The sequence below is a fragment of the Flaviflexus ciconiae genome, assembly GCF_003971195.1.
Classification (GTDB): domain Bacteria; phylum Actinomycetota; class Actinomycetes; order Actinomycetales; family Actinomycetaceae; genus Flaviflexus; species Flaviflexus ciconiae.
This window is the reverse complement of the sequence record NZ_CP034593.1, coordinates 1,485,136-1,507,415: the sequence shown is the minus strand read 5'-3', so window position 1 is coordinate 1,507,415 and position 22,280 is coordinate 1,485,136. Positions and strand designations below refer to the sequence as shown.

The following is a 22,280-nucleotide window of genomic DNA, read 5'->3' as shown; positions in this document are numbered from 1 at the left end:
TGCCTTGACGGGTGCCTTCACCGGTCACGTTATTGTCATGGGCGGAGGTCGTGTTCTGCACTAGCCGATAACGTCCTCGGCTGGGATCTCGACGATGTTCTCGGGGCTGTTCACACCGACCTTGCCGACGTCCTTGCGGACGGGAATGGCGTTGAGATCGGGGTTCGGGTGGGAAATGATCTCGAGGGCCGCGTCGGGGTTTTCCTCCTGAGGATCGAGCCAGTCTGAAAAGTCCTCCTGGTCAAGGATGACCGGGACGCGTTCATGAATATCGGCCAGTTGTTCGGCGGCCTTCGTGATGATTGTTGTTGACAACAGCCAGGCGTCGCCGTCCTTCCACCACGAGTAGAGGCCAGCGAAGGCAAGGGGCTGACCGTCGGTACGCGAGATGTAGTAGGGCTGCTTTGCGCTCCCCACCTTCTTCCACTCGTAATAGCCATCGGCCGGAACAATGCAACGACGTTTCTTCAGCGATGGTGCGAACGACTTCTTCTCCGCAACCGTCTCGCTTCGCGCATTAATCATCTTCGCGGAGAACGACTTATCTTTCGCCCACGGCGGGAGCAGACCCCAGTGTGCCAGGTGAGCTTCCCGTGATAGTCCGTCGTCGTACCGTTCAACAATGATCGGCACACCGGTTGTTGGGGCAACATTCCAGTTCTGCGGGCGTGCCGCCACGTCCTCGGTGATGACATCGAGGTCAAATAGGCCGGGCTGCTCATCAAGACGAGTAAAGGTTGCATAGCGTCCGCACATGTGAAACAGCCTAATGGAGTAGCGAATACGACAACAGTGCGACCGCGTCCACACGTCCCTTGGCCGGTTCGTTCGCCAATTCTTGCCCCGCGCCTGGCAGGTGGCCGCGCTAAGCTATCTGCGTGACCATGAAAGACTTCTCCGAAGCCGCTGAGCGCTGGAACGAACTGGCTGACATCCTCCGGCCCGCACAGACCGCCTACTACAAAGACCAGATGGGCGAATCGCCGCTGTCGGATGCCGAATACGACAAGCTCATTCGGGAAATGAGGGGGATTGAGGAACTCTATCCTCAGCTCAACACCCAGGATTCACCCACCCGCGTTGTCGGTGCGGTTATTGACGAAGGAGATCGCGGAGAAGAAGGCGCCGATTCCCCGGCAACATTCTCACCCGTCGTACATCGGGAACGCATGTACTCGCTCGAGGACGCGTTCGACCGGGACGAAGTGAAAGCCTGGTTCCAGCGAGTCTCTCGGGAGGAAGGAATGGCGACCTCCGATGTTGAGGTTGTCTGCGAAGCCAAGATCGACGGACTCGCTGTGAATCTCCGGTACGAGAACGGCCGGCTCGTTCAGGCCGCTACCCGCGGGGATGGCACAACCGGTGAGGATGTTACCGCGAACGTCGCCACGATTTCCGTGGTTCCCCAGGAATTGACCGGTGAGGGATATCCGGACCTTATTGAAATCCGCGGGGAAATCTTCATTCCGCTCGAAGACTTTGCGGTGTTCAATCGGAGGCTGGAAGAAGAAGGCCTGCGAACATTCGCAAATCCGCGCAATGCTGCGGCGGGTTCCCTCCGCCAAAAGGATCCGGCGGTCTCCGCGTCGCGCCCACTGTCTTTCATCGCCCACGGCATCGGTGCTGTGGAAGGCTCCACCACTCCGGTAGAGAACCAGCTTGAAGTGTACGAGCGGATGGCAGGGTGGGGTATCCCGGTATCTCCCTACACGCGGGCGGTCACGGGCCTCGATGCTGCCCTTGGTTTTATTGACGATCTGGGAACCAGACGCGGTGATCTCATCCACGGCATGGACGGTGCCGTTATCAAGGTTGCCAGCCGTGCCATGCAGCGCGAACTCGGCTACACGTCCCGCGTGCCCCGATGGGCGCTTGCCTACAAGTACCCGCCCGAAGAGGTGCACACGAAGCTTCTTGAAATCGGTGTTCAGGTGGGCCGCACCGGCCGCGCTACTCCTTACGCCATCATGGAGCCGGTCCTGGTCGACGGCTCGACCGTCTCCCAGGCAACCCTCCACAATCCTTCCGAGGTTGCTCGCAAGGGCGTCCTGGTCGGTGACACCGTTGTCCTTCGCAAGGCGGGTGACATCATCCCCGAGGTTGTCGGCCCCGTTTATCAGCTCCGCACTGGAGACGAAAAAGAATGGGTTATGCCGGCCGAGTGCCCGGCCTGCGGCTCGGTGCTGGCGCCAAGCAAGGAAGGGGAGGCCGACTGGCGTTGCCCGAACGCAAAGTCGTGCCCTGCCCAGCTCACCGAGAGACTTGCTCATGTTGGCTCCCGCGGTGCCCTTGATATCGAGGCGCTCGGTGACGAAACAGCTCTTATGCTGACCAATCCCGATGCTCGCAGGGAAGCCGCAATTGCCTCCCTGATTGCCGGCCACAACCTGACAATTGATGGCAGAAAAGTTTCGCTTTCCTCCAGAGTTGCGAAGGACGCGATTGCCGAGTTCGGTGAACCTACCCCCGGGCAAATCCATCCGGGAATACTCGAAGCGTTGGGGATCCCGAAAGAGCAGAACCCGGTACTTGAAAAGGAAGCGGGCCTGTTCGACCTGACGGCGGAGGACCTGAAGAACGTCTTCGTGTGGAGTGAGCACCGCGTCAAGGGAGAATTCCTTGGGGACTACCGCTACGCACGTGCCGCCTGGACAAAGCCGACCGTTGATAGGGAAGGCAACGTCAAGAAGAAATCGGTTCCTTCGAAGACAACCGAGACTCTCATGCGGGAAATTGACACGGCAAAGTCGAAGGACCTATGGCGCAAGATTGTCGCCCTGTCCATTCGGCACGTGGGCCCGACGGCGGCGCGGACCCTTGCTTCACGCTTCGGTTCCCTCGATGCGATAGCCGAAGCAAGCTCGGAAGAACTTGCAACTGTCGATGGCGTTGGCCAGACAATCGCCGAATCAATTCGCGACTGGTTCGAGGTCGACTGGCACCGCGAGATCGTCGAGTCGTGGCGAGCCGCTGGTGTGGTGTGGGAAGACGCGGCCGCTGAAGAGTTGCCCCAAACACTGGCGGGTCTCACGATCGTGGCCACCGGATCCCTGGAGAATTACACGCGGGATTCCGTGAAGGAAGCAATTATTGCACGCGGTGGTAAGGCCTCCTCATCGGTCTCCAAAAACACCAGCTATGTCGTAGTTGGTGAGAGCGCGGGATCGAAAGCCACCAAGGCGGAAGAACTTGGACTGCGGATTCTCGATGAGGATGAGTTCACGGCACTGCTTGCCGGCGGGCCGGAGGCCCTAGCCGAGTAGGTGAAGAACCGGCTGGATGGAATTTCTCTTCGATCCGGTCGCCGACCTGCCGCGAGAATCGGCAGAATGCCTCGACCCTCCTGCTTCGGTTGGGGAGGAGGGTCGAGATGTTCAGATTTGAGAACTGAATGGTCCGAGAACCACAGGGAAGACGGAGTTCTCAGCTGTTGAAGCTGGCTAAAGGATGATGCCGAGCGGACGGAGGATACGCTCGAGGACTCGGGCGAGGAACGGACGGCTTTGCCATTCCTTGGTCGTGAGTTCCCGGGTATTTGTTAGGTCGAGTTTGAAGATCTTTTCCATAAGGCTCGCGTGGGAATCGGAATATAGCTCCACGTTGATCTCGTAGTTCCCGCGCATCGACAGTGCATCGATGTTAGCCGTACCAACCGTTGACCACTTGCCGTCCACGGTCATTGTCTTGGAGTGAACCATGGCTCCCTGGAAGAGAAAGATACGAACCCCAGCATCGAGCAGTGCCGCATAGGAGGGACGTCCCACCCAGTCAGCAACAATGTGGTTTGAATACTCCGGGAGTAGAACGCGGACATCGACGCCTCGCTCTGCGGCAGCGATCAGGGCTTCCTGAAGGTCACGGTCAGGGATGAAGTAACCCATCGTGATCCACGCGTGGGACGCTGCGCGGTCGAGTGCGTCCAGATAGATCGAACGGATCGGGTAGGAAAGCCTCGAGGGCAGGTTCTGAACTGCTCTCAGTCGGGAGCTCCACTCCGTTGTTCCCCTGTCGGTCAGGCGCTTCTCCCGCCGAGGACGGTGCGAGTTCCACATGTCGACAAAGGCGTTCTCAAGCTCCCATGACTGCGGGCCCTCGAGCCGGATGTGAGTATCACGCCAGTGATCGGCATAGAGCTGACCGATGTTGTATCCGCCAATATAGGAGATCTTTGAGTCAACGATCAGGAGCTTGCGGTGATCCAGCCCGGAGTGGCGGATCAGGCCGAGGAACCGACCCGGGTGCAGGAACGGGAAGCGGAGCACGTGAAGGTGGTCTATTTTCGGGAAGTGGCGGAAGCGGGGATCCTGATTGAGGTTCCCGAACACGTCAACAATGACGTATGTTGAAACACCTCGCTTGGCGGCGTTGATGATGGCTTCACGGAACCGCTTGCCAATGTCGTCGGCCTTCCAGATATAGGTCTCGAAGTAGACGGACTCCGTCGCATTATTAATGTCTTCGAGCATCGCGTCATACAGGTCGTGCCCGAACGTATAGGTTGTCACCTCGGTGCTTGTAACCGCGGAGGTCTTCGGTTTGAAATGAGGAAACTCGCCCGTGGGAGGTTCACGGCGTTTCCTGCGCTCATCGATTGCCGTAACAATGCCGACAGCTGTTATTTGAAGCCCCACTGTGACGGCCAGTGCCGTCTTCGCGCCAGACCACAGGCGCTCGGCCGACGGCATCGAGAATCTCTTCATGTCAAGCATTGTACGGAAAGCCGACGGCGCAGTCCCTACAAGCGGGCCGTAGACCGAAAAAGAGGGCGATACTGAATCCCCGAAGCGTTCTGCGCGGAATCCCGCCGGAAAGTTAGACGGGTCCGGTCAGGTTACGGAATCGCGCATCCGGTTAAAGAAGCGTGAAGATGGTCGCGGGAAACTGCGCGGTGGGAAAGTGGTCGGTCGTGTTGCTCGCCTCGTTCTCGGACGTTGGATCACGATGGAGTGCTGTGGGCATTAGACTGACCCCATGTCCTCTTTTTCTACTGACGAGGTCGCCCGCATGGCGTCGCTCGCACGCATAGCCCTGTCCAAGGAGGAGATCGAGCGTTTCGCTGGCGAACTGGCCGCTGTGGCCGATGCCGTTGCGCGGGTCTCCGAAGTTGCAACCCCCGAAGTTCCCGCCACCTCGCACCCGATTCCGCTGACGAACGTCATGCGTGAGGACGAGGTTGTCGAAACCCTCGACCGCGAGGAATTCCTCGCGCAGGCCCCGGCAAGCGAAGACGGACGGTTCCTCGTCCCGCAGATCCTGGGGGAGGAAGCATGAGTGAACTGCTGACAAAGACGGCTCTTCAACTTGCCGACATGATGGCGGCTGGAGAAATCACCTCTGTTGAACTGACCAGGGCCAGCCTGGACCGGATCAAGGCGCACAACCCGACGATTAATGCGTTCCTGCACGTCGACGAAGAAGGTGCTCTCGCAACGGCCCGCGAGGTCGACGAAAAGCGCGCGGCGGGGGAGAATCTGGGACGCCTTGCCGGCATTCCCATCGCCATCAAGGACAACCTCGTTATCCGCGGCATGCCAACCACGTGCGGTTCAAAGATGCTGGAAGGCTGGCTGCCTCCCTACGACGCCACCGTGATTACGAAGATCAAGAACGCCGGCATGCCGATCGTCGGCAAGACGAACATGGATGAATTCGCGATGGGTTCGTCCACCGAGTTCTCCGCCTACGGCTCCACGAAGAACCCGTGGGACACGGAGAGGATCCCAGGTGGCTCCGGTGGCGGTAGCGCCGCGGCCGTCTCCGCGTTCATGGTTCCCCTCGCCCTCGGTTCGGACACCGGTGGCTCGATTCGTCAGCCCGGTTCCGTCACCGGAACGGTTGGCGTGAAGCCCACCTACGGGGCCGTCTCCCGCTACGGCCTCATCGCCATGGCTTCATCGCTGGATCAGGTTGGGCCCGTTGCTCGCACGGTTGCCGATGCTGCCGCACTGCAGGAGGTTATCTCGGGGCACGACGAACTTGACTCGACGTCACTCGATGTCGAGGTTCCCGCCTTTGAAGACATTGTTGCCCAGGTGGGCGCGGACAGGGTCAAGGGCCTGAAGATCGGCATCGTCGAGCAGCTTTCGGCAGATGGCTTCGAGCCCGGCGTTGAGGCGGAATTTGAAGCGACTGTTAAGCGGCTTGAGGATGCCGGCGCGGAGGTCGTTAACGTCTCCCTGCCCTCGTTCGAGTACGCGCTGTCCGCCTACTACTTGATCATGCCGGCGGAGGTCTCCTCCAACATGGCACGCTTCGATGGCATGAGGTTCGGGCTTCGGGCGGAGCCCGAGACCGGTCCGGTCACCGCCGAGCGCGTCATGGCAGAAAGCCGTGGCCAGGGATTTGGTGCTGAGGTCAAGCGCCGCATTATTCTCGGCACACACGTGCTGTCGTCCGGTAACTACGACGCCTACTACGGTGCGGCCCAGAAGGTTCGCACCCTTGTCCAGCGGGATCTCGATGAAGCATTCTCGAAGGTCGACGTTCTCGTGACCCCGACCGCGCCGACCACGGCGTTCAAGTTCGGCGAGAAGATCGATGACCCGATGGCGATGTACCTTAACGACCTGGCAACAATCCCCGCGAACCTTGCGGGTACACCCGGTCTGTCTGTTCCGTGCGGGCTTTCCGAAGGAATGCCTGTTGGCTTCCAGATCCTGGCCCCGGCCTACCGGGATGATCTGATGTACGAAGTTGCCGCTGCCGTTGAAGCCAGCGCCGGTGAGATTGCGGGCTCGTGCCCCGCGAAGGAGTGGGAGAACAACTGATGACTGAACTTCTTGAATTCTCCGAGGTCGTCGAGCGCTTCGACCCGGTCCTCGGCATTGAGGTCCACGTGGAGCTCGGCACGAAAACCAAGATGTTTGATGGTGCGCCGAACGCATTCGGCGACGAACCAAACACCCTCGTGACCCCCACGTCGCTGGGCATGCCGGGATCGCTCCCGGTCGTCAACCGCACGGCCGTTGAATACGCGATCAAAATAGGGCTCGCTCTCAATTGCTCCATTGCGGAGATGTGTCGCTTCGCCCGGAAGAACTACTTCTATCCGGACCTGACGAAGAACTATCAGACCTCCCAGTCCGATGAGCCTATCGCCTTCGACGGCTGGGTCGACGTCGAGCTCGAAGACGGAACCGTCGTTCGCGTCGACATCGAGCGCGCGCACATGGAAGAAGACGCTGGCAAGAACAGCCACGTCGGCGGATCCGGTCGCATCCAGGGAGCCGAGTACTCCCTCGTCGACTACAACCGTGCTGGCGTTCCCTTGGTCGAGATCGTCACCCGCCCCATCCCCAACACCGGGGGACGCGCCCCCGAGGTTGCGGCCGCATACGTTCGCACGTTGCGCGATATCTTCCGTGCGCTTCAGGTGTCTGAAGCAAGGATGGAGAGGGGTAACGTCCGCGCCGACATCAACCTCTCGCTTCGCGATACTCCCGAGTCGCCTCTCGGCACCCGTACCGAAACGAAGAACGTCAACTCCTTCACCGCTATCGAGCAGGCCGTGACGTACGAGATGAGGAGGCAGGGCAAGGTCCTGTCCGACGGCGGCACTATCACACAGGAAACCCGTCACTTCCACGACGAGGATGGCTCCACGTCCTCCGGTCGTGAGAAGTCGGATGCTGACGACTACCGTTACTTCCCAGAGCCGGACCTTGTTCCCGTCGCCCCCTCGAGGGAATGGGTAGAAGATATCCGCCAGTCCCTTCCAGAACTGCCGAACGTCAAGCGCCGCCGTCTTCAGGCGGAATGGGAGATCTCGAATCTCGAGCTACGCGACCTCGTTAATGCTCAGGCGCTCGACATTGTGGAAGCCACCGTCAAGGCAGGTGCAACGCCGGCAGCCGCCCGCAAGTGGTGGACCGGTGTCATCGCCCGCTACTGCAACGAGCAGGGAATCGAACTCGACCAGGCACCCGTCACGCCAGCAGATGTTGCCGAGCTCGACGGACTCGTTCAGTCCGGCAAGCTCAACGACAAGCTCGCCCGCCAGGCGCTTGACGGCACCCTGGCAGGAGAGGGAACACCCACCGAAGTTGTTGCCAAGCGTGGACTCGAAATCGTTTCCGACGATTCTGCCCTAGAAAAGGCAGTTGACGATGCGATGGCAGCAAACCCGGATGTTGTTGAAAAGATTCGCGGCGGCAAGGTCCAGGCAGCCGGCGCTCTCGTCGGTGCAGTCATGAAGACGACGCGCGGCCAGGCCGATGCTGGCAAGGTCCGCGAGATCATCATGTCGCGCTTCGAGTAATCAAAAGCAATGTCAAGAACGGGGTCCCATCGGGGCCCCGTTCTTGACGTTCTGGAGTAAACAGGGCCTCAATAATGAGTGACTCAGATCAGTAACTAGGGTCACCCGAAAATAATTTGACGGTGGGTTGGTTGGGGGCCTAGATTTATGAGGTTGCTTCCGGCGTTGGTCGGGGGGAATGCCTCTGGTTCTTTGGGTTCTGGTGGGGGATGATGGTTTGGATCACATGGTTTGGGCTTGATTTTCCTGGTGGGGTTGGTAGGATGGAGAGGTTGCTCCGGCGGGGGTCGTCTTAACGGATGATGAACGTTTGTGGGTTGCTTGTTTTGAATCTCAATAGTGTGTCGTTTTTTGATTGTTTTTTTGTATTTTTTGTTGATTTTTTTGTTTTGTTTTTTTGAGAGTCGTTTCTGGCTTGATGCAATGTTTTTTGCGGAGAGTTTGATCCTGGCTCAGGACGAACGCTGGCGGCGTGCTTAACACATGCAAGTCGAACGATGAAGCTGGCAGCTTGCTGTTGGTGGATTAGTGGCGAACGGGTGAGTAACACGTGAGTAACCTGCCCCCTTCTTCGGGATAAGCTTGGGAAACTGGGTCTAATACCGGATATTCTGCGATTGCCGCATGGTGGTTGTGGGAAAGATTTTTTTGGTGGGGGATGGGCTCGCGGCCTATCAGCTTGTTGGTGGGGTAGTGGCCTACCAAGGCGTCGACGGGTAGCCGGCCTGAGAGGGTGACCGGCCACACTGGGACTGAGATACGGCCCAGACTCCTACGGGAGGCAGCAGTGGGGAATATTGCACAATGGGCGCAAGCTTGATGCAGCGACGCCGCGTGAGGGATGACGGCTTTCGGGTTGTAAACCTCTTTCGATGGGGAACAAGGCCATATTTTTGTGTGGTTGAGGGTACCTGTATAAGAAGCGCCGGCTAACTACGTGCCAGCAGCCGCGGTAATACGTAGGGCGCGAGCGTTGTCCGGAATTATTGGGCGTAAAGAGCTCGTAGGCGGCTTGTCGCGTCTGCTGTGAAAACGCGGGGCTTAACTCCGCGCTTGCAGTGGGTACGGGCAGGCTTGAGTGTAGTAGGGGAGACTGGAATTCCTGGTGTAGCGGTGGAATGCGCAGATATCAGGAGGAACACCGATGGCGAAGGCAGGTCTCTGGGCTATTACTGACGCTGAGGAGCGAAAGCATGGGGAGCGAACAGGATTAGATACCCTGGTAGTCCATGCCGTAAACGTTGGGCACTAGGTGTGGGGCCTTTGGTTCTGCGCCGTAGCTAACGCATTAAGTGCCCCGCCTGGGGAGTACGGCCGCAAGGCTAAAACTCAAAGGAATTGACGGGGGCCCGCACAAGCGGCGGAGCATGCGGATTAATTCGATGCAACGCGAAGAACCTTACCAAGGCTTGACATACACTGCGATGTTCCAGAGATGGGGCAGCCTTCGGGGTGGTGTACAGGTGGTGCATGGTTGTCGTCAGCTCGTGTCGTGAGATGTTGGGTTAAGTCCCGCAACGAGCGCAACCCTTGTCTCGTGTTGCCAGCATGTTGTGGTGGGGACTCACGAGAGACTGCCGGGGTTAACTCGGAGGAAGGTGGGGACGACGTCAAATCATCATGCCCCTTATGTCTTGGGCTTCACGCATGCTACAATGGCCGGTACAGAGGGTTGCGATGTCGTAAGGCGGAGCGAATCCCTTAAAGCCGGTCTCAGTTCGGATTGGGGTCTGCAACTCGACCCCATGAAGTCGGAGTCGCTAGTAATCGCAGATCAGCAACGCTGCGGTGAATACGTTCCCGGGCCTTGTACACACCGCCCGTCACGTCACGAAAGTTGGCAACACCCGAAGCCCGTGGCCTAACCTTTTTGGGGGGAGCGGTCGAAGGTGGGGCTGGCGATTGGGACGAAGTCGTAACAAGGTAGCCGTACCGGAAGGTGCGGCTGGATCACCTCCTTTCTAGGGAGTTTTTTCCCGAAATCCACTTGATGCTTGTAACATGCACTGTTTGTTGGTGTGTGGGTGTGGGGTGGTGGCGATGTTCCTGCCGATGGGATAGCGATTGGTCTGCTGCTGGAGTGCAGGCTACGAGGCAAAGATTTTCTGCAAAGATTTGGTATGGGAAAGTTTTTCATTGAACGGCATGCTGTTGGGGTTTGGGGTTAGCAGCCCTGGTTGCTCTGTCATGGAAACAATTTTTTTGGTTGTTTGTGTGGTGTGGGTGGGTTGTTTGGTAACTGTATAGTGGACGCGAGCATCTTTGGTTTGTGTGAATCGAAGAGTTTTTTAATGATGTGTTTTGTTGTGTAATTTTGTAGGGGCGTTCGGTGGATGCCTTGGCACTGGGAGCCGAAGAAGGACGTTGTAGCCTGCGATAAGCCTCGGGGAGTTGGCAAACGAGCTGTGATCCGAGGGTGTCCGAATGGGGAAACCTGGCCCACGTTATGGTGGGTTACCCGCACCTGAATGTATAGGGTGTGTGGGGGGAACGCGGGGAAGTGAAACATCTTAGTACCCGTAGGAAGAGATATTCCGTGAGTAGTGGTGAGCGAAAGCGGATGATGGCTAAACCGTGTGTGTGTGAGAGCTTACGGGCGTTGCGCATGCGGTGTTGTGGGATCGTGTTATGGCCCTCCGTAAAGGGGTCGAGAGTCGTGTGTTGTGGTAGTTGAACCTGGTGGGAAACAGGGCCGTAGACGGTGAGAGCCCGGTAGATGAAACTGCAGCATGTGTTCTTATGCGTCTCCCAAGTAGCACGGGGCTCGTGGAATCTCGTGTGAATCTGCAAAGACCACTTTGTAAGCCTGAATACTCCCTAGTGACCGATAGTGGATAGTACCGTGAGGGAATGGTGAAAAGTACCCCGGGAGGGGAGTGAAATAGTACCTGAAACCGGGCGCCTACAATCCGTCAGAGCCTCCTTTGTTGGGGTGATGGCGTGCCTTTTGAAGAATGAGCCTGCGAGTTAGTGGCATGTGGCGAGGTTAACCCGTGTGGGGTAGCCGTAGCGAAAGCGAGTCTGAATAGGGCGTTTGAGTCGCATGCTCTAGACCCGAAGCGGGGTGATCTACCCATGGGCAGGGTGAAGCACGTGTAAGAGCGTGTGGAGGCCCGAACCCACTTCTGTTGAAAAAGGAGGGGATGACCTGTGGGTAGGGGTGAAAGGCCAATCAAACTCCGTGATAGCTGGTTCTCCCCGAAATGCATTTAGGTGCAGCGTTGCGTGTAGCGTGCTGGAGGTAGAGCTACTGGATGGCTGATGGGCCCCACCGGGTTACTGACGTCAGCCAAACTCCGAATGCCGGTTACGTTTGCGTGGCAGTGAGACTGCGGGGGATAAGCTTCGTAGTCGAGAGGGAAACAGCCCAGACCATCGGTTAAGGCCCCTAAGCGTGTGCTAAGTGGGAAAGGATGTGCAGTTGCAGTGACAACCAGGAGGTTGGCTTAGAAGCAGCCACCCTTGAAAGAGTGCGTAATAGCTCACTGGTCAAGTGATTGTGCGCCGACAATGTAGCGGGGCTAAAGTACACCGCCGAAACCATGGCAACACTTTGTTGAGTGTTGGGTAGGGGAGCGTCGTCATTGTGGTGAAGCCAGGGCGTGAGCGTTGGTGGAATGGTGACGAGTGAGAATGCAGGCATGAGTAGCGAAAGACGGGTGAGAAACCCGTCCGCCGAATGACTAAGGGTTCCAGGGCCAGGTTAATCCGCCCTGGGTTAGTCGGGACCTAAGGCGAGGCCGACAGGCGTAGTCGATGGACAACCAGTTGATATTCTGGTGACCGGCGAAAAACCGTCCAATGCTGAGGTGAGGGATACTAACCATCCAAACCACTATCAGGCCCTTCGGGGTGTGGTGGTGGTGCGCGTGGGACCTGATCTTACGGTAGGCAAGCGTATTAACAGGGGTGACGCAGAGAGGTAGCCACCGCGTGTCTTATGGCTTGGCACGTTTAAGGACGCAGCCCGTTTCCTAGGTAAATCCGGGGAACATGGAGGGTGAGGTCTGATGATGACCCCTTTATTGGGGGAAGTAGGGTGATCCTGTACTGCCGAGAAAAGCCTCGACGTGAGGTTTGAGCCGCCCGTACCCGAAACCGACACAGGTAGTCAGGTAGAGAATACTAAGGCGTTCGAGAGAATCGTGGTTAAGGAACTCGGCAAAATGCCCCCGTAACTTTGGGAGAAGGGGGACCTGAACCTTGAAGCCATTTTCTGGCTAGGGGTGAGGGTCGCAGAGACCAGGGAGAAGCGACTGTTTATCAAAAACACAGGTCCGTGCGAAGTCGTAAGACGATGTATACGGACTGACGCCTGCCCGGTGCTGGAAGGTTAAGAGGACTGGTTAACTCACTTTTGTGGTGGGTGAAGCTGGGAATTTAAGCCCCAGTAAACGGCGGTGGTAACTATAACCATCCTAAGGTAGCGAAATTCCTTGTCGGGTAAGTTCCGACCTGCACGAATGGCGTAACGACTTCTCCGCTGTCTCGACCACGAACTCGGCGAAATTGCACGACGAGTAAAGATGCTCGTTACGCGCAGCAGGACGGAAAGACCCCGGGACCTTTACTATAGCTTGGTATTGGTGTTCGGTGCGGCTTGTGTAGGATAGGTGGGAGACTGTGAAGCATTCACGCTAGTGGGTGTGGAGTCGTTGTTGAAATACCACTCTGGTCGTATTGCACATCTAACTTTGGACCATGATCTGGTTCAGGGACAGTGCCTGGTGGGTAGTTTAACTGGGGCGGTTGCCTCCTAAATGGTAACGGAGGCGCTCAAAGGTTCCCTCAGCCTGGTTGGTAATCAGGTGGCGAGTGCAAGTGTACAAGGGAGCTTGACTGTGAGACTGACAGGTCGAGCAGGTGCGAAAGCAGGAACTAGTGATCCGGCGGTGGCTTGTGGAAGCGCCGTCGCTCAACGGATAAAAGGTACCCCGGGGATAACAGGCTGATCCTGCCCAAGAGTTCATATCGACGGCATGGTTTGGCACCTCGATGTCGGCTCGTCGCATCCTGGGGCTGGAGTAGGTCCCAAGGGTTGGGCTGTTCGCCCATTAAAGCGGTACGCGAGCTGGGTTCAGAACGTCGTGAGACAGTTCGGTCCCTATCCGCTGCGCGCGTTGGAAACTTGAGAAGGGCTGTCCTTAGTACGAGAGGACCGGGACGGACGAACCTCTGGTGTGCCAGTTGTACCGCCAGGTGCATGGCTGGTTGGCTACGTTCGGAAGGGATAACCGCTGAAAGCATCTAAGCGGGAAGCCTGCTTCAAGATGAGGTTTCCATCCAACCTTCGGGTTGGTGTAGGCCCCCTAAAGACTATGGGGTTGATAGGCCAGATGTGGAAGCACTGTAAGGTGTGGAGCTGACTGGTACTAATTGGCCAAAAGATTACACAACACCATAAAACACTTGGTGAAAAGATTTAACGAGTAAGCACTACTGCTGTGTTCGCGTCTACTGTACGGTTACCATCCAACCCACACGCGTGGGGTGACGTAACCTATAATCAAATATGGTTTAAAGCTGTTGTTACTCCGTGTTTTTGGCGGTGGCTATAGCGGTGGGGAAACGCCCGGTCTCATTCCGAACCCGGAAGCTAAGCCCACCAGCGCCGATGGTACTGCACTCGGGAGGGTGTGGGAGAGTAGGACACCGCCGCCATTATATTTACGGTTGAGGGCCCCGCATTCGTGCGGGGCCCTCTTCGCGTACCCGGAAGTATGCCAGGAATTTTTGCTCCCTGCGGGGGTCTCAGCGCGGAGGCCATCGTTTGGTTCGATGCTGCGTCTACATGACTGTCGCAACTGCTGGATGTCGGGAAGCGGGCGGCATTTGCGAGGAACGTGTCATGCCGTAGCGATGTGTAGTTGGAACGCATATTCAAGGGGCCAATAACTTGTGGGCGGATAGAGGTTGAAGGGCTGGTGGGCGAAGAAGTCACCTGTCCGGAATGTGCAGCAGTGACATGTAGTGCAGCTCTGGATCGGGTGCGCGTTACTGATGAGGTGACGGCCCCCTCCCAGCGAGTGGCGTTGGGGCTTCGAACTCGCGTGATGCTCTGTTGCCAGCAGTGTGTCGTCATGATCGCCGGTTCAGGATGGCTGGAGGATTGCCGTTGCGCGCGTGCCTCTGAAGTTCCAGGATCCGTCGATCGCAAGATGAGGAGGATTCGTGTGGCGGATAAGCTGCATTACCTGTCTTGTTGATGGTGGTTTGTTGCCGGCTGTAGTCGCCGGGAATCGGGGGAACTGCTGCTTAGGCCAAATCGTCTCTTGTTGGAGTATGGTCCACCGCGTCTTCGGTTCGCTGTTTGATCGGCGCAAGATGCAGTGAACAGTCGTCGTTTGCTCACAAGGGAGGGAGCTACTAGTGATCTGCGAGCATCTGGTCGGATCTGCCAGTTCAGCGCAGTGCCGTAGCTGAGAAGGGGAACAGCTATCTGTCAGTGCTGGATCATCCTCACCGAGCTCCAGCTTCAGATGTCACTGTTTGCTTCCGGATCATCGTCTGACGTCGTGTGCTTAACGGTGGGACAGCCGCGTTAGAGCTAGACGCACGATCATCGCAGCGCTCTACCGCAGGATCCATTCAGTCCGCGAGGCGTGACGATACTCCTTAGAAGTTGGATCCGGTTCCGCATAGGGGGGCACCGTATTCTTTGAGCTGGGTGGGATGTTGACGCTCAGTACATACTTGCCTGCGAGTTCGCCCAGCACGGTTACCGGCACTGCCGTCGGCGACTGGAAGGGTTGGCCCGGTTGCGATTGAAGGGTGGCAGCGAAGAACTTTCTTGCCTGTCGCGCATGGACGGGGCATCAGCTGCCGCGTCCCCACGGTCGCCTCATGGCAAAGACGCATCTTCAGTGCTCGGGAGAGTGCCAGCTACCGTGCGATCAGAGTCGTAGCGCACGGCCGGCATAGCTGTAGCGAACAACAAGTTGCGTCATTGCGGGGAGATCTGTCCCACGTTTCGGGCGGGTGTCTTGGTCAGGGCGGCGTGCGGAGCCTCAAGGCAACAGTCTCCCAGGGAGTAATAATGGGTTTGCCTATGCCAGACGGATCGCATGCGGCAGTAAGGAAGACCGTCTGCAAGATGAATGCCGGGACAAGTCGGGGCTTGCGGTGACATGCCAATGCGTGCTGTGGGACACTTTCCTCGAGCTCCCAGCTAACAGAGGACAACTGAGACCAGTTGCCCTTGCGTTGTCGCCCGGAGCGTTTTGTGGCCGAAAATTAGCTTAGTGGGGGAGCGCGAATCTGCGTTTCTGCAGGTAAACACGGGTTTAATGGGGTGTGACCTGGATCGGTGTGGAGGGTCACTGTCGAGGAATTTGACGGTGGGTTGGTTGGGGGCCTAGATTTATGAGGTTGCTTCCGGCGTTGGTCGGGGGAATGCCTCTGGTTCTTTGGGTTCTGGTGGGGGATGATGGTTTGGATCACATGGTTTGGGCTTGATTTTCCTGGTGGGGTTGGTAGGATGGAGAGGTTGCTCCGGCGGGGGTCGTCTTAACGGATGATGAACGTTTGTGGGTTGCTTGTTTTGAATCTCAATAGTGTGTCGTTTTTTGATTGTTTTTTGTATTTTTTGTTGATTTTTTTGTTTTGTTTTTTGAGAGTCGTTTCTGGCTTGATGCAATGTTTTTTGCGGAGAGTTTGATCCTGGCTCAGGACGAACGCTGGCGGCGTGCTTAACACATGCAAGTCGAACGATGAAGCTGGCAGCTTGCTGTTGGTGGATTAGTGGCGAACGGGTGAGTAACACGTGAGTAACCTGCCCCCTTCTTCGGGATAAGCTTGGGAAACTGGGTCTAATACCGGATATTCTGCTTCCGCCGCATGGTGGTTGTGGGAAAGATTTTTTTGGTGGGGGATGGGCTCGCGGCCTATCAGCTTGTTGGTGGGGTAGTGGCCTACCAAGGCGTCGACGGGTAGCCGGCCTGAGAGGGTGACCGGCCACACTGGGACTGAGATACGGCCCAGACTCCTACGGGAGGCAGCAGTGGGGAATATTGCACAATGGGCGCAAGCTTGATGCAGCGACGCCGCGTGAGGGATGACGGCTTTCGGGTTGTAAACCTCTTTCGATGGGGAACAAGGCCATATTTTTGTGTGGTTGAGGGTACCTGTATAAGAAGCGCCGGCTAACTACGTGCCAGCAGCCGCGGTAATACGTAGGGCGCGAGCGTTGTCCGGAATTATTGGGCGTAAAGAGCTCGTAGGCGGCTTGTCGCGTCTGCTGTGAAAACGCGGGGCTTAACTCCGCGCTTGCAGTGGGTACGGGCAGGCTTGAGTGTAGTAGGGGAGACTGGAATTCCTGGTGTAGCGGTGGAATGCGCAGATATCAGGAGGAACACCGATGGCGAAGGCAGGTCTCTGGGCTATTACTGACGCTGAGGAGCGAAAGCATGGGGAGCGAACAGGATTAGATACCCTGGTAGTCCATGCCGTAAACGTTGGGCACTAGGTGTGGGGCCTTTGGTTCTGCGCCGTAGCTAACGCATTAAGTGCCCCGCCTGGGGAGTACGGCCGCAAGGCTAAAACTCAAAGGAATTGACGGGGGCCCGCACAAGCGGCGGAGCATGCGGATTAATTCGATGCAACGCGAAGAACCTTACCAAGGCTTGACATACACTGCGATGTTCCAGAGATGGGGCAGCCTTCGGGGTGGTGTACAGGTGGTGCATGGTTGTCGTCAGCTCGTGTCGTGAGATGTTGGGTTAAGTCCCGCAACGAGCGCAACCCTTGTCTCGTGTTGCCAGCATGTTGTGGTGGGGACTCACGAGAGACTGCCGGGGTTAACTCGGAGGAAGGTGGGGACGACGTCAAATCATCATGCCCCTTATGTCTTGGGCTTCACGCATGCTACAATGGCCGGTACAGAGGGTTGCGATGTCGTAAGGCGGAGCGAATCCCTTAAAGCCGGTCTCAGTTCGGATTGGGGTCTGCAACTCGACCCCATGAAGTCGGAGTCGCTAGTAATCGCAGATCAGCAACGCTGCGGTGAATACGTTCCCGGGCCTTGTACACACCGCCCGTCACGTCACGAAAGTTGGCAACACCCGAAGCCCGTGGCCTAACCTTTTTGGGGGGAGCGGTCGAAGGTGGGGCTGGCGATTGGGACGAAGTCGTAACAAGGTAGCCGTACCGGAAGGTGCGGCTGGATCACCTCCTTTCTAGGGAGTTTTTTCCCGAAATCCACTTGATGCTTGTAACATGCACTGTTTGTTGGTGTGTGGGTGTGGGGTGGTGGCGATGTTCCTGCCGATGGGATAGCGATTGGTCTGCTGCTGGAGTGCAGGCTACGAGGCAAAGATTTTCTGCAAAGATTTGGTATGGGAAAGTTTTTCATTGAACGGCATGCTGTTGGGGTTTGGGGTTAGCAGCCCTGGTTGCTCTGTCATGGAAACAATTTTTTTGGTTGTTTGTGTGGTGTGGGTGGGTTGTTTGGTAACTGTATAGTGGACGCGAGCATCTTTGGTTTGTGTGAATCGAAGAGTTTTTTAATGATGTGTTTTGTTGTGTAATTTTGTAGGGGCGTTCGGTGGATGCCTTGGCACTGGGAGCCGAAGAAGGACGTTGTAGCCTGCGATAAGCCTCGGGAGTTGGCAAACGAGCTGTGATCCGAGGGTGTCCGAATGGGGAAACCTGGCCCACGTTATGGTGGGTTACCCGCACCTGAATGTATAGGGTGTGTGGGGGGAACGCGGGGAAGTGAAACATCTTAGTACCCGTAGGAAGAGATATTCCGTGAGTAGTGGTGAGCGAAAGCGGATGATGGCTAAACCGTGTGTGTGTGAGAGCTTACGGGCGTTGCGCATGCGGTGTTGTGGGATCGTGTTATGGCCCTCCGTAAAGGGGTCGAGAGTCGTGTGTTGTGGTAGTTGAACCTGGTGGGAAACAGGGCCGTAGACGGTGAGAGCCCGGTAGATGAAACTGCAGCATGTGTTCTTATGCGTCTCCCAAGTAGCACGGGGCTCGTGGAATCTCGTGTGAATCTGCAAAGACCACTTTGTAAGCCTGAATACTCCCTAGTGACCGATAGTGGATAGTACCGTGAGGGAATGGTGAAAAGTACCCCGGGAGGGGAGTGAAATAGTACCTGAAACCGGGCGCCTACAATCCGTCAGAGCCTCCTTTGTTGGGGTGATGGCGTGCCTTTTGAAGAATGAGCCTGCGAGTTAGTGGCATGTGGCGAGGTTAACCCGTGTGGGGTAGCCGTAGCGAAAGCGAGTCTGAATAGGGCGTTTGAGTCGCATGCTCTAGACCCGAAGCGGGGTGATCTACCCATGGGCAGGGTGAAGCACGTGTAAGAGCGTGTGGAGGCCCGAACCCACTTCTGTTGAAAAAGGAGGGGATGACCTGTGGGTAGGGGTGAAAGGCCAATCAAACTCCGTGATAGCTGGTTCTCCCCGAAATGCATTTAGGTGCAGCGTTGCGTGTAGCGTGCTGGAGGTAGAGCTACTGGATGGCTGATGGGCCCCACCGGGTTACTGACGTCAGCCAAACTCCGAATGCCGGTTACGTTTGCGTGGCAGTGAGACTGCGGGGGATAAGCTTCGTAGTCGAGAGGGAAACAGCCCAGACCATCGGTTAAGGCCCCTAAGCGTGTGCTAAGTGGGAAAGGATGTGCAGTTGCAGTGACAACCAGGAGGTTGGCTTAGAAGCAGCCACCCTTGAAAGAGTGCGTAATAGCTCACTGGTCAAGTGATTGTGCGCCGACAATGTAGCGGGGCTAAAGTACACCGCCGAAACCATGGCAACACTTTGTTGAGTGTTGGGTAGGGGAGCGTCGTCATTGTGGTGAAGCCAGGGCGTGAGCGTTGGTGGAATGGTGACGAGTGAGAATGCAGGCATGAGTAGCGAAAGACGGGTGAGAAACCCGTCCGCCGAATGACTAAGGGTTCCAGGGCCAGGTTAATCCGCCCTGGGTTAGTCGGGACCTAAGGCGAGGCCGACAGGCGTAGTCGATGGACAACCAGTTGATATTCTGGTGACCGGCGAAAAACCGTCCAATGCTGAGGTGAGGGATACTAACCATCCAAACCACTATCAGGCCCTTCGGGGTGTGGTGGTGGTGCGCGTGGGACCTGATCTTACGGTAGGCAAGCGTATTAACAGGGGTGACGCAGAGAGGTAGCCACCGCGTGTCTTATGGCTTGGCACGTTTAAGGACGCAGCCCGTTTCCTAGGTAAATCCGGGGAACATGGAGGGTGAGGTCTGATGATGACCCCTTTATTGGGGGAAGTAGGGTGATCCTGTACTGCCGAGAAAAGCCTCGACGTGAGGTTTGAGCCGCCCGTACCCGAAACCGACACAGGTAGTCAGGTAGAGAATACTAAGGCGTTCGAGAGAATCGTGGTTAAGGAACTCGGCAAAATGCCCCCGTAACTTTGGGAGAAGGGGGACCTGAACCTTGAAGCCATTTTCTGGCTAGGGGTGAGGGTCGCAGAGACCAGGGAGAAGCGACTGTTTATCAAAAACACAGGTCCGTGCGAAGTCGTAAGACGATGTATACGGACTGACGCCTGCCCGGTGCTGGAAGGTTAAGAGGACTGGTTAACTCACTTTTGTGGTGGGTGAAGCTGGGAATTTAAGCCCCAGTAAACGGCGGTGGTAACTATAACCATCCTAAGGTAGCGAAATTCCTTGTCGGGTAAGTTCCGACCTGCACGAATGGCGTAACGACTTCTCCGCTGTCTCGACCACGAACTCGGCGAAATTGCACGACGAGTAAAGATGCTCGTTACGCGCAGCAGGACGGAAAGACCCCGGGACCTTTACTATAGCTTGGTATTGGTGTTCGGTGCGGCTTGTGTAGGATAGGTGGGAGACTGTGAAGCATTCACGCTAGTGGGTGTGGAGTCGTTGTTGAAATACCACTCTGGTCGTATTGCACATCTAACTTTGGACCATGATCTGGTTCAGGGACAGTGCCTGGTGGGTAGTTTAACTGGGGCGGTTGCCTCCTAAATGGTAACGGAGGCGCTCAAAGGTTCCCTCAGCCTGGTTGGTAATCAGGTGGCGAGTGCAAGTGTACAAGGGAGCTTGACTGTGAGACTGACAGGTCGAGCAGGTGCGAAAGCAGGAACTAGTGATCCGGCGGTGGCTTGTGGAAGCGCCGTCGCTCAACGGATAAAAGGTACCCCGGGGATAACAGGCTGATCCTGCCCAAGAGTTCATATCGACGGCATGGTTTGGCACCTCGATGTCGGCTCGTCGCATCCTGGGGCTGGAGTAGGTCCCAAGGGTTGGGCTGTTCGCCCATTAAAGCGGTACGCGAGCTGGGTTCAGAACGTCGTGAGACAGTTCGGTCCCTATCCGCTGCGCGCGTTGGAAACTTGAGAAGGGCTGTCCTTAGTACGAGAGGACCGGGACGGACGAACCTCTGGTGTGCCAGTTGTACCGCCAGGTGCATGGCTGGTTGGCTACGTTCGGAAGGGATAACCGCTGAAAGCATCTAAGCGGGAAGCCTGCTTCAAGATGAGGTTTCCATCCAACCTTCGGGTTGGTGTAGGCCCCCTAAAGACTATGGGGTTGATAGGCCAGATGTGGAAGCACTGTAAGGTGTGGAGCTGACTGGTACTAATTGGCCAAAAGATTACACAACACCATAAAACACTTGGTGAAAAGATTTAACGAGTAAGCACTACTGCTGTGTTCGCGTCTACTGTACGGTTACCATCCAACCCACACGCGTGGGGTGACGTAACCTATAATCAAATATGGTTTAAAGCTGTTGTTACTCCGTGTTTTTGGCGGTGGCTATAGCGGTGGGGAAACGCCCGGTCTCATTCCGAACCCGGAAGCTAAGCCCACCAGCGCCGATGGTACTGCACTCGGGAGGGTGTGGGAGAGTAGGACACCGCCGCCATTTATTCATTAGTAAGGCCCAGGACTCAGTCCTGGGCCTTACTTGTTTATCCCTTTGTTCTGGTTTGCGCGGGTGCTGATGTGAAGCGCTGCAGAGTTAGGTGAGGTACTGCTTCTCGATGCGTGCGAGGGTCACGGCACCGATAGCTCGGAAGGGGTGCAGGGGATCCGGATTTCGGGAGCCTGTTGGGCCTCCCAGCTCCGTATGGGCTGAGGCGGACATAATCGTGTAGGCGTCTTCGTTCGTGAGTCCATGATCCGTGGTCAGGATGTCGAACAGGGATTCGTAGGCCATGATGATGGAGTTCTGGACGGGGTCACCAAGTCCGACCGTAATGATTTCGCTGGCGGTTTCTACCCTTGGAGCACGGAGACGCATGATTGAGCCAGAGGACTCTTTAATGAGGTCGATAGAAACGGTTGCCTCGCCGGCAGCTTCGATAGCCACGAAGGATGATTCGCCGCGGGACATGACTGCGTGCAGGTCGCCGAGGTAGAGGAGCGCTCCCTTAACTTCAATTGGAAGGTAGACGGTGGAGCCTATCGTGACATCGGGAAGATCCATGTTCCCGCCCGTTGGGTAGGAGGGCATAACCGTTGACATGGTGACGTCGGCGGCGGCAACGCCGATGCATCCAATCATTGGTTCGATTGGCACGGAGACCTTGTCTGTGAGCTGTGCATGCGTGTCGGTGAGGCCGATTTCTCGTGTGTAGAACTCATTTCCCATCGGCCTCGCTAGAGCTCCTGCGCCGGGCAGGTAAACGGACCAGGCAACCTTCGAAGGGAAGCTGATGTCGTGAATGGTAACTGCAAGAACGTCGCCGGGCTGGGCACCTTCCACATAGACGGGGCCGGTCAGCGGGTTAATGGTCGCTGTTACCTTGTCCATCGCCTTAAACTCGTGCATTTGCCTATACGCTTCATCGTCCGTTTCGAACGTGATCTTCTCTCCCGTTCCCGGTGCGATTCGAAGCTCAGGATGTAGGTGCGTATGGAAACCGTTGGTCCCATTGTCCTTGCTTAGATAATGAGTGGTCACTTCTCATCCCTTCAATACGTGAACACGTTTTTCTTCCCACCCTATAGATGAATCCGTTCGGGGTGTCCGAGTCGTGTGGACAGGGAGGGAGGAACTGATTGCTTTGGGTT

7 protein-coding genes and 6 rRNA genes are annotated in these 22,280 nt (G+C 56.7%); 10 read left to right on the top strand and 3 right to left on the bottom strand.

The window, feature by feature from the left end; all coding sequences use genetic code 11:
* Positions 1-60: 60 nt before the first annotated feature.
* The gene (locus tag EJ997_RS06615) at positions 61-756 is read right to left on the bottom strand and encodes an SOS response-associated peptidase (RefSeq protein ID WP_126703857.1); all 696 of its coding nucleotides are present in this window, start codon (positions 754-756) and stop codon (positions 61-63) included.
* 128 nt (positions 757-884) lie between these two features.
* Between EJ997_RS06615 and ligA the strand changes: the two genes are divergently transcribed.
* Positions 885-3,263, top strand: a complete 2,379-nt coding sequence (ligA, locus tag EJ997_RS06610; RefSeq protein ID WP_126704976.1) for an NAD-dependent DNA ligase LigA — start codon at positions 885-887, stop codon at positions 3,261-3,263.
* Between the two features lie 177 nt (positions 3,264-3,440).
* Here the strand turns inward: ligA and EJ997_RS06605 are convergent, their stop codons facing one another.
* Entirely contained in the window at positions 3,441-4,700 is a 1,260-nt protein-coding gene (locus tag EJ997_RS06605) for a phospholipase D-like domain-containing protein (RefSeq protein ID WP_126703856.1), read from the bottom strand.
* A 271-nt stretch (positions 4,701-4,971) separates the two neighbouring features.
* On the opposite strand from EJ997_RS06605, the gene gatC reads away from it, so the two are divergent.
* From gatC to rrf (EJ997_RS06560), 9 genes are all read left to right on the top strand, one after another.
* A complete protein-coding gene (gatC, locus tag EJ997_RS06600) occupies positions 4,972-5,271 on the top strand; it encodes an Asp-tRNA(Asn)/Glu-tRNA(Gln) amidotransferase subunit GatC (RefSeq protein WP_126703855.1) in 300 nt (99 codons plus the stop codon).
* The gene (gene gatA, locus EJ997_RS06595; RefSeq protein ID WP_126703854.1) at positions 5,268-6,767 is read left to right on the top strand and encodes an Asp-tRNA(Asn)/Glu-tRNA(Gln) amidotransferase subunit GatA; all 1,500 of its coding nucleotides are present in this window, start codon (positions 5,268-5,270) and stop codon (positions 6,765-6,767) included. The genes gatC and gatA overlap by 4 nt, the downstream gene beginning before the upstream one ends.
* Entirely contained in the window at positions 6,767-8,257 is a 1,491-nt protein-coding gene (gatB, locus tag EJ997_RS06590; RefSeq protein ID WP_126703853.1) for an Asp-tRNA(Asn)/Glu-tRNA(Gln) amidotransferase subunit GatB, read from the top strand. The genes gatA and gatB overlap by 1 nt, the downstream gene beginning before the upstream one ends.
* A 429-nt stretch (positions 8,258-8,686) precedes the next feature.
* Positions 8,687-10,218, top strand: a 16S ribosomal RNA gene (locus EJ997_RS06585).
* A 344-nt stretch (positions 10,219-10,562) separates the two neighbouring features.
* Positions 10,563-13,654: ribosomal RNA gene (locus tag EJ997_RS06580) — 23S ribosomal RNA — on the top strand.
* A 147-nt stretch (positions 13,655-13,801) separates the two neighbouring features.
* Positions 13,802-13,918 (top strand): 5S ribosomal RNA (gene rrf / locus EJ997_RS06575).
* A gap of 1,980 nt (positions 13,919-15,898) precedes the next feature.
* Positions 15,899-17,430: ribosomal RNA gene (locus tag EJ997_RS06570) — 16S ribosomal RNA — on the top strand.
* A gap of 344 nt (positions 17,431-17,774) precedes the next feature.
* A 23S ribosomal RNA gene (locus EJ997_RS06565) occupies positions 17,775-20,865 on the top strand.
* Positions 20,866-21,012: 147 nt separating this feature from the next.
* A 5S ribosomal RNA gene (gene rrf, locus EJ997_RS06560) occupies positions 21,013-21,129 on the top strand.
* Together the 16S, 23S and 5S rRNA genes form the textbook arrangement of a ribosomal RNA operon.
* Before the next feature lie 96 nt (positions 21,130-21,225).
* Here rrf (EJ997_RS06560) and EJ997_RS06555 read toward each other — a convergent pair.
* The gene (locus EJ997_RS06555; RefSeq protein WP_126703852.1) at positions 21,226-22,170 is read right to left on the bottom strand and encodes an acetamidase/formamidase family protein; all 945 of its coding nucleotides are present in this window, start codon (positions 22,168-22,170) and stop codon (positions 21,226-21,228) included.
* Between the last annotated feature and the right edge of the window lie 110 nt (positions 22,171-22,280).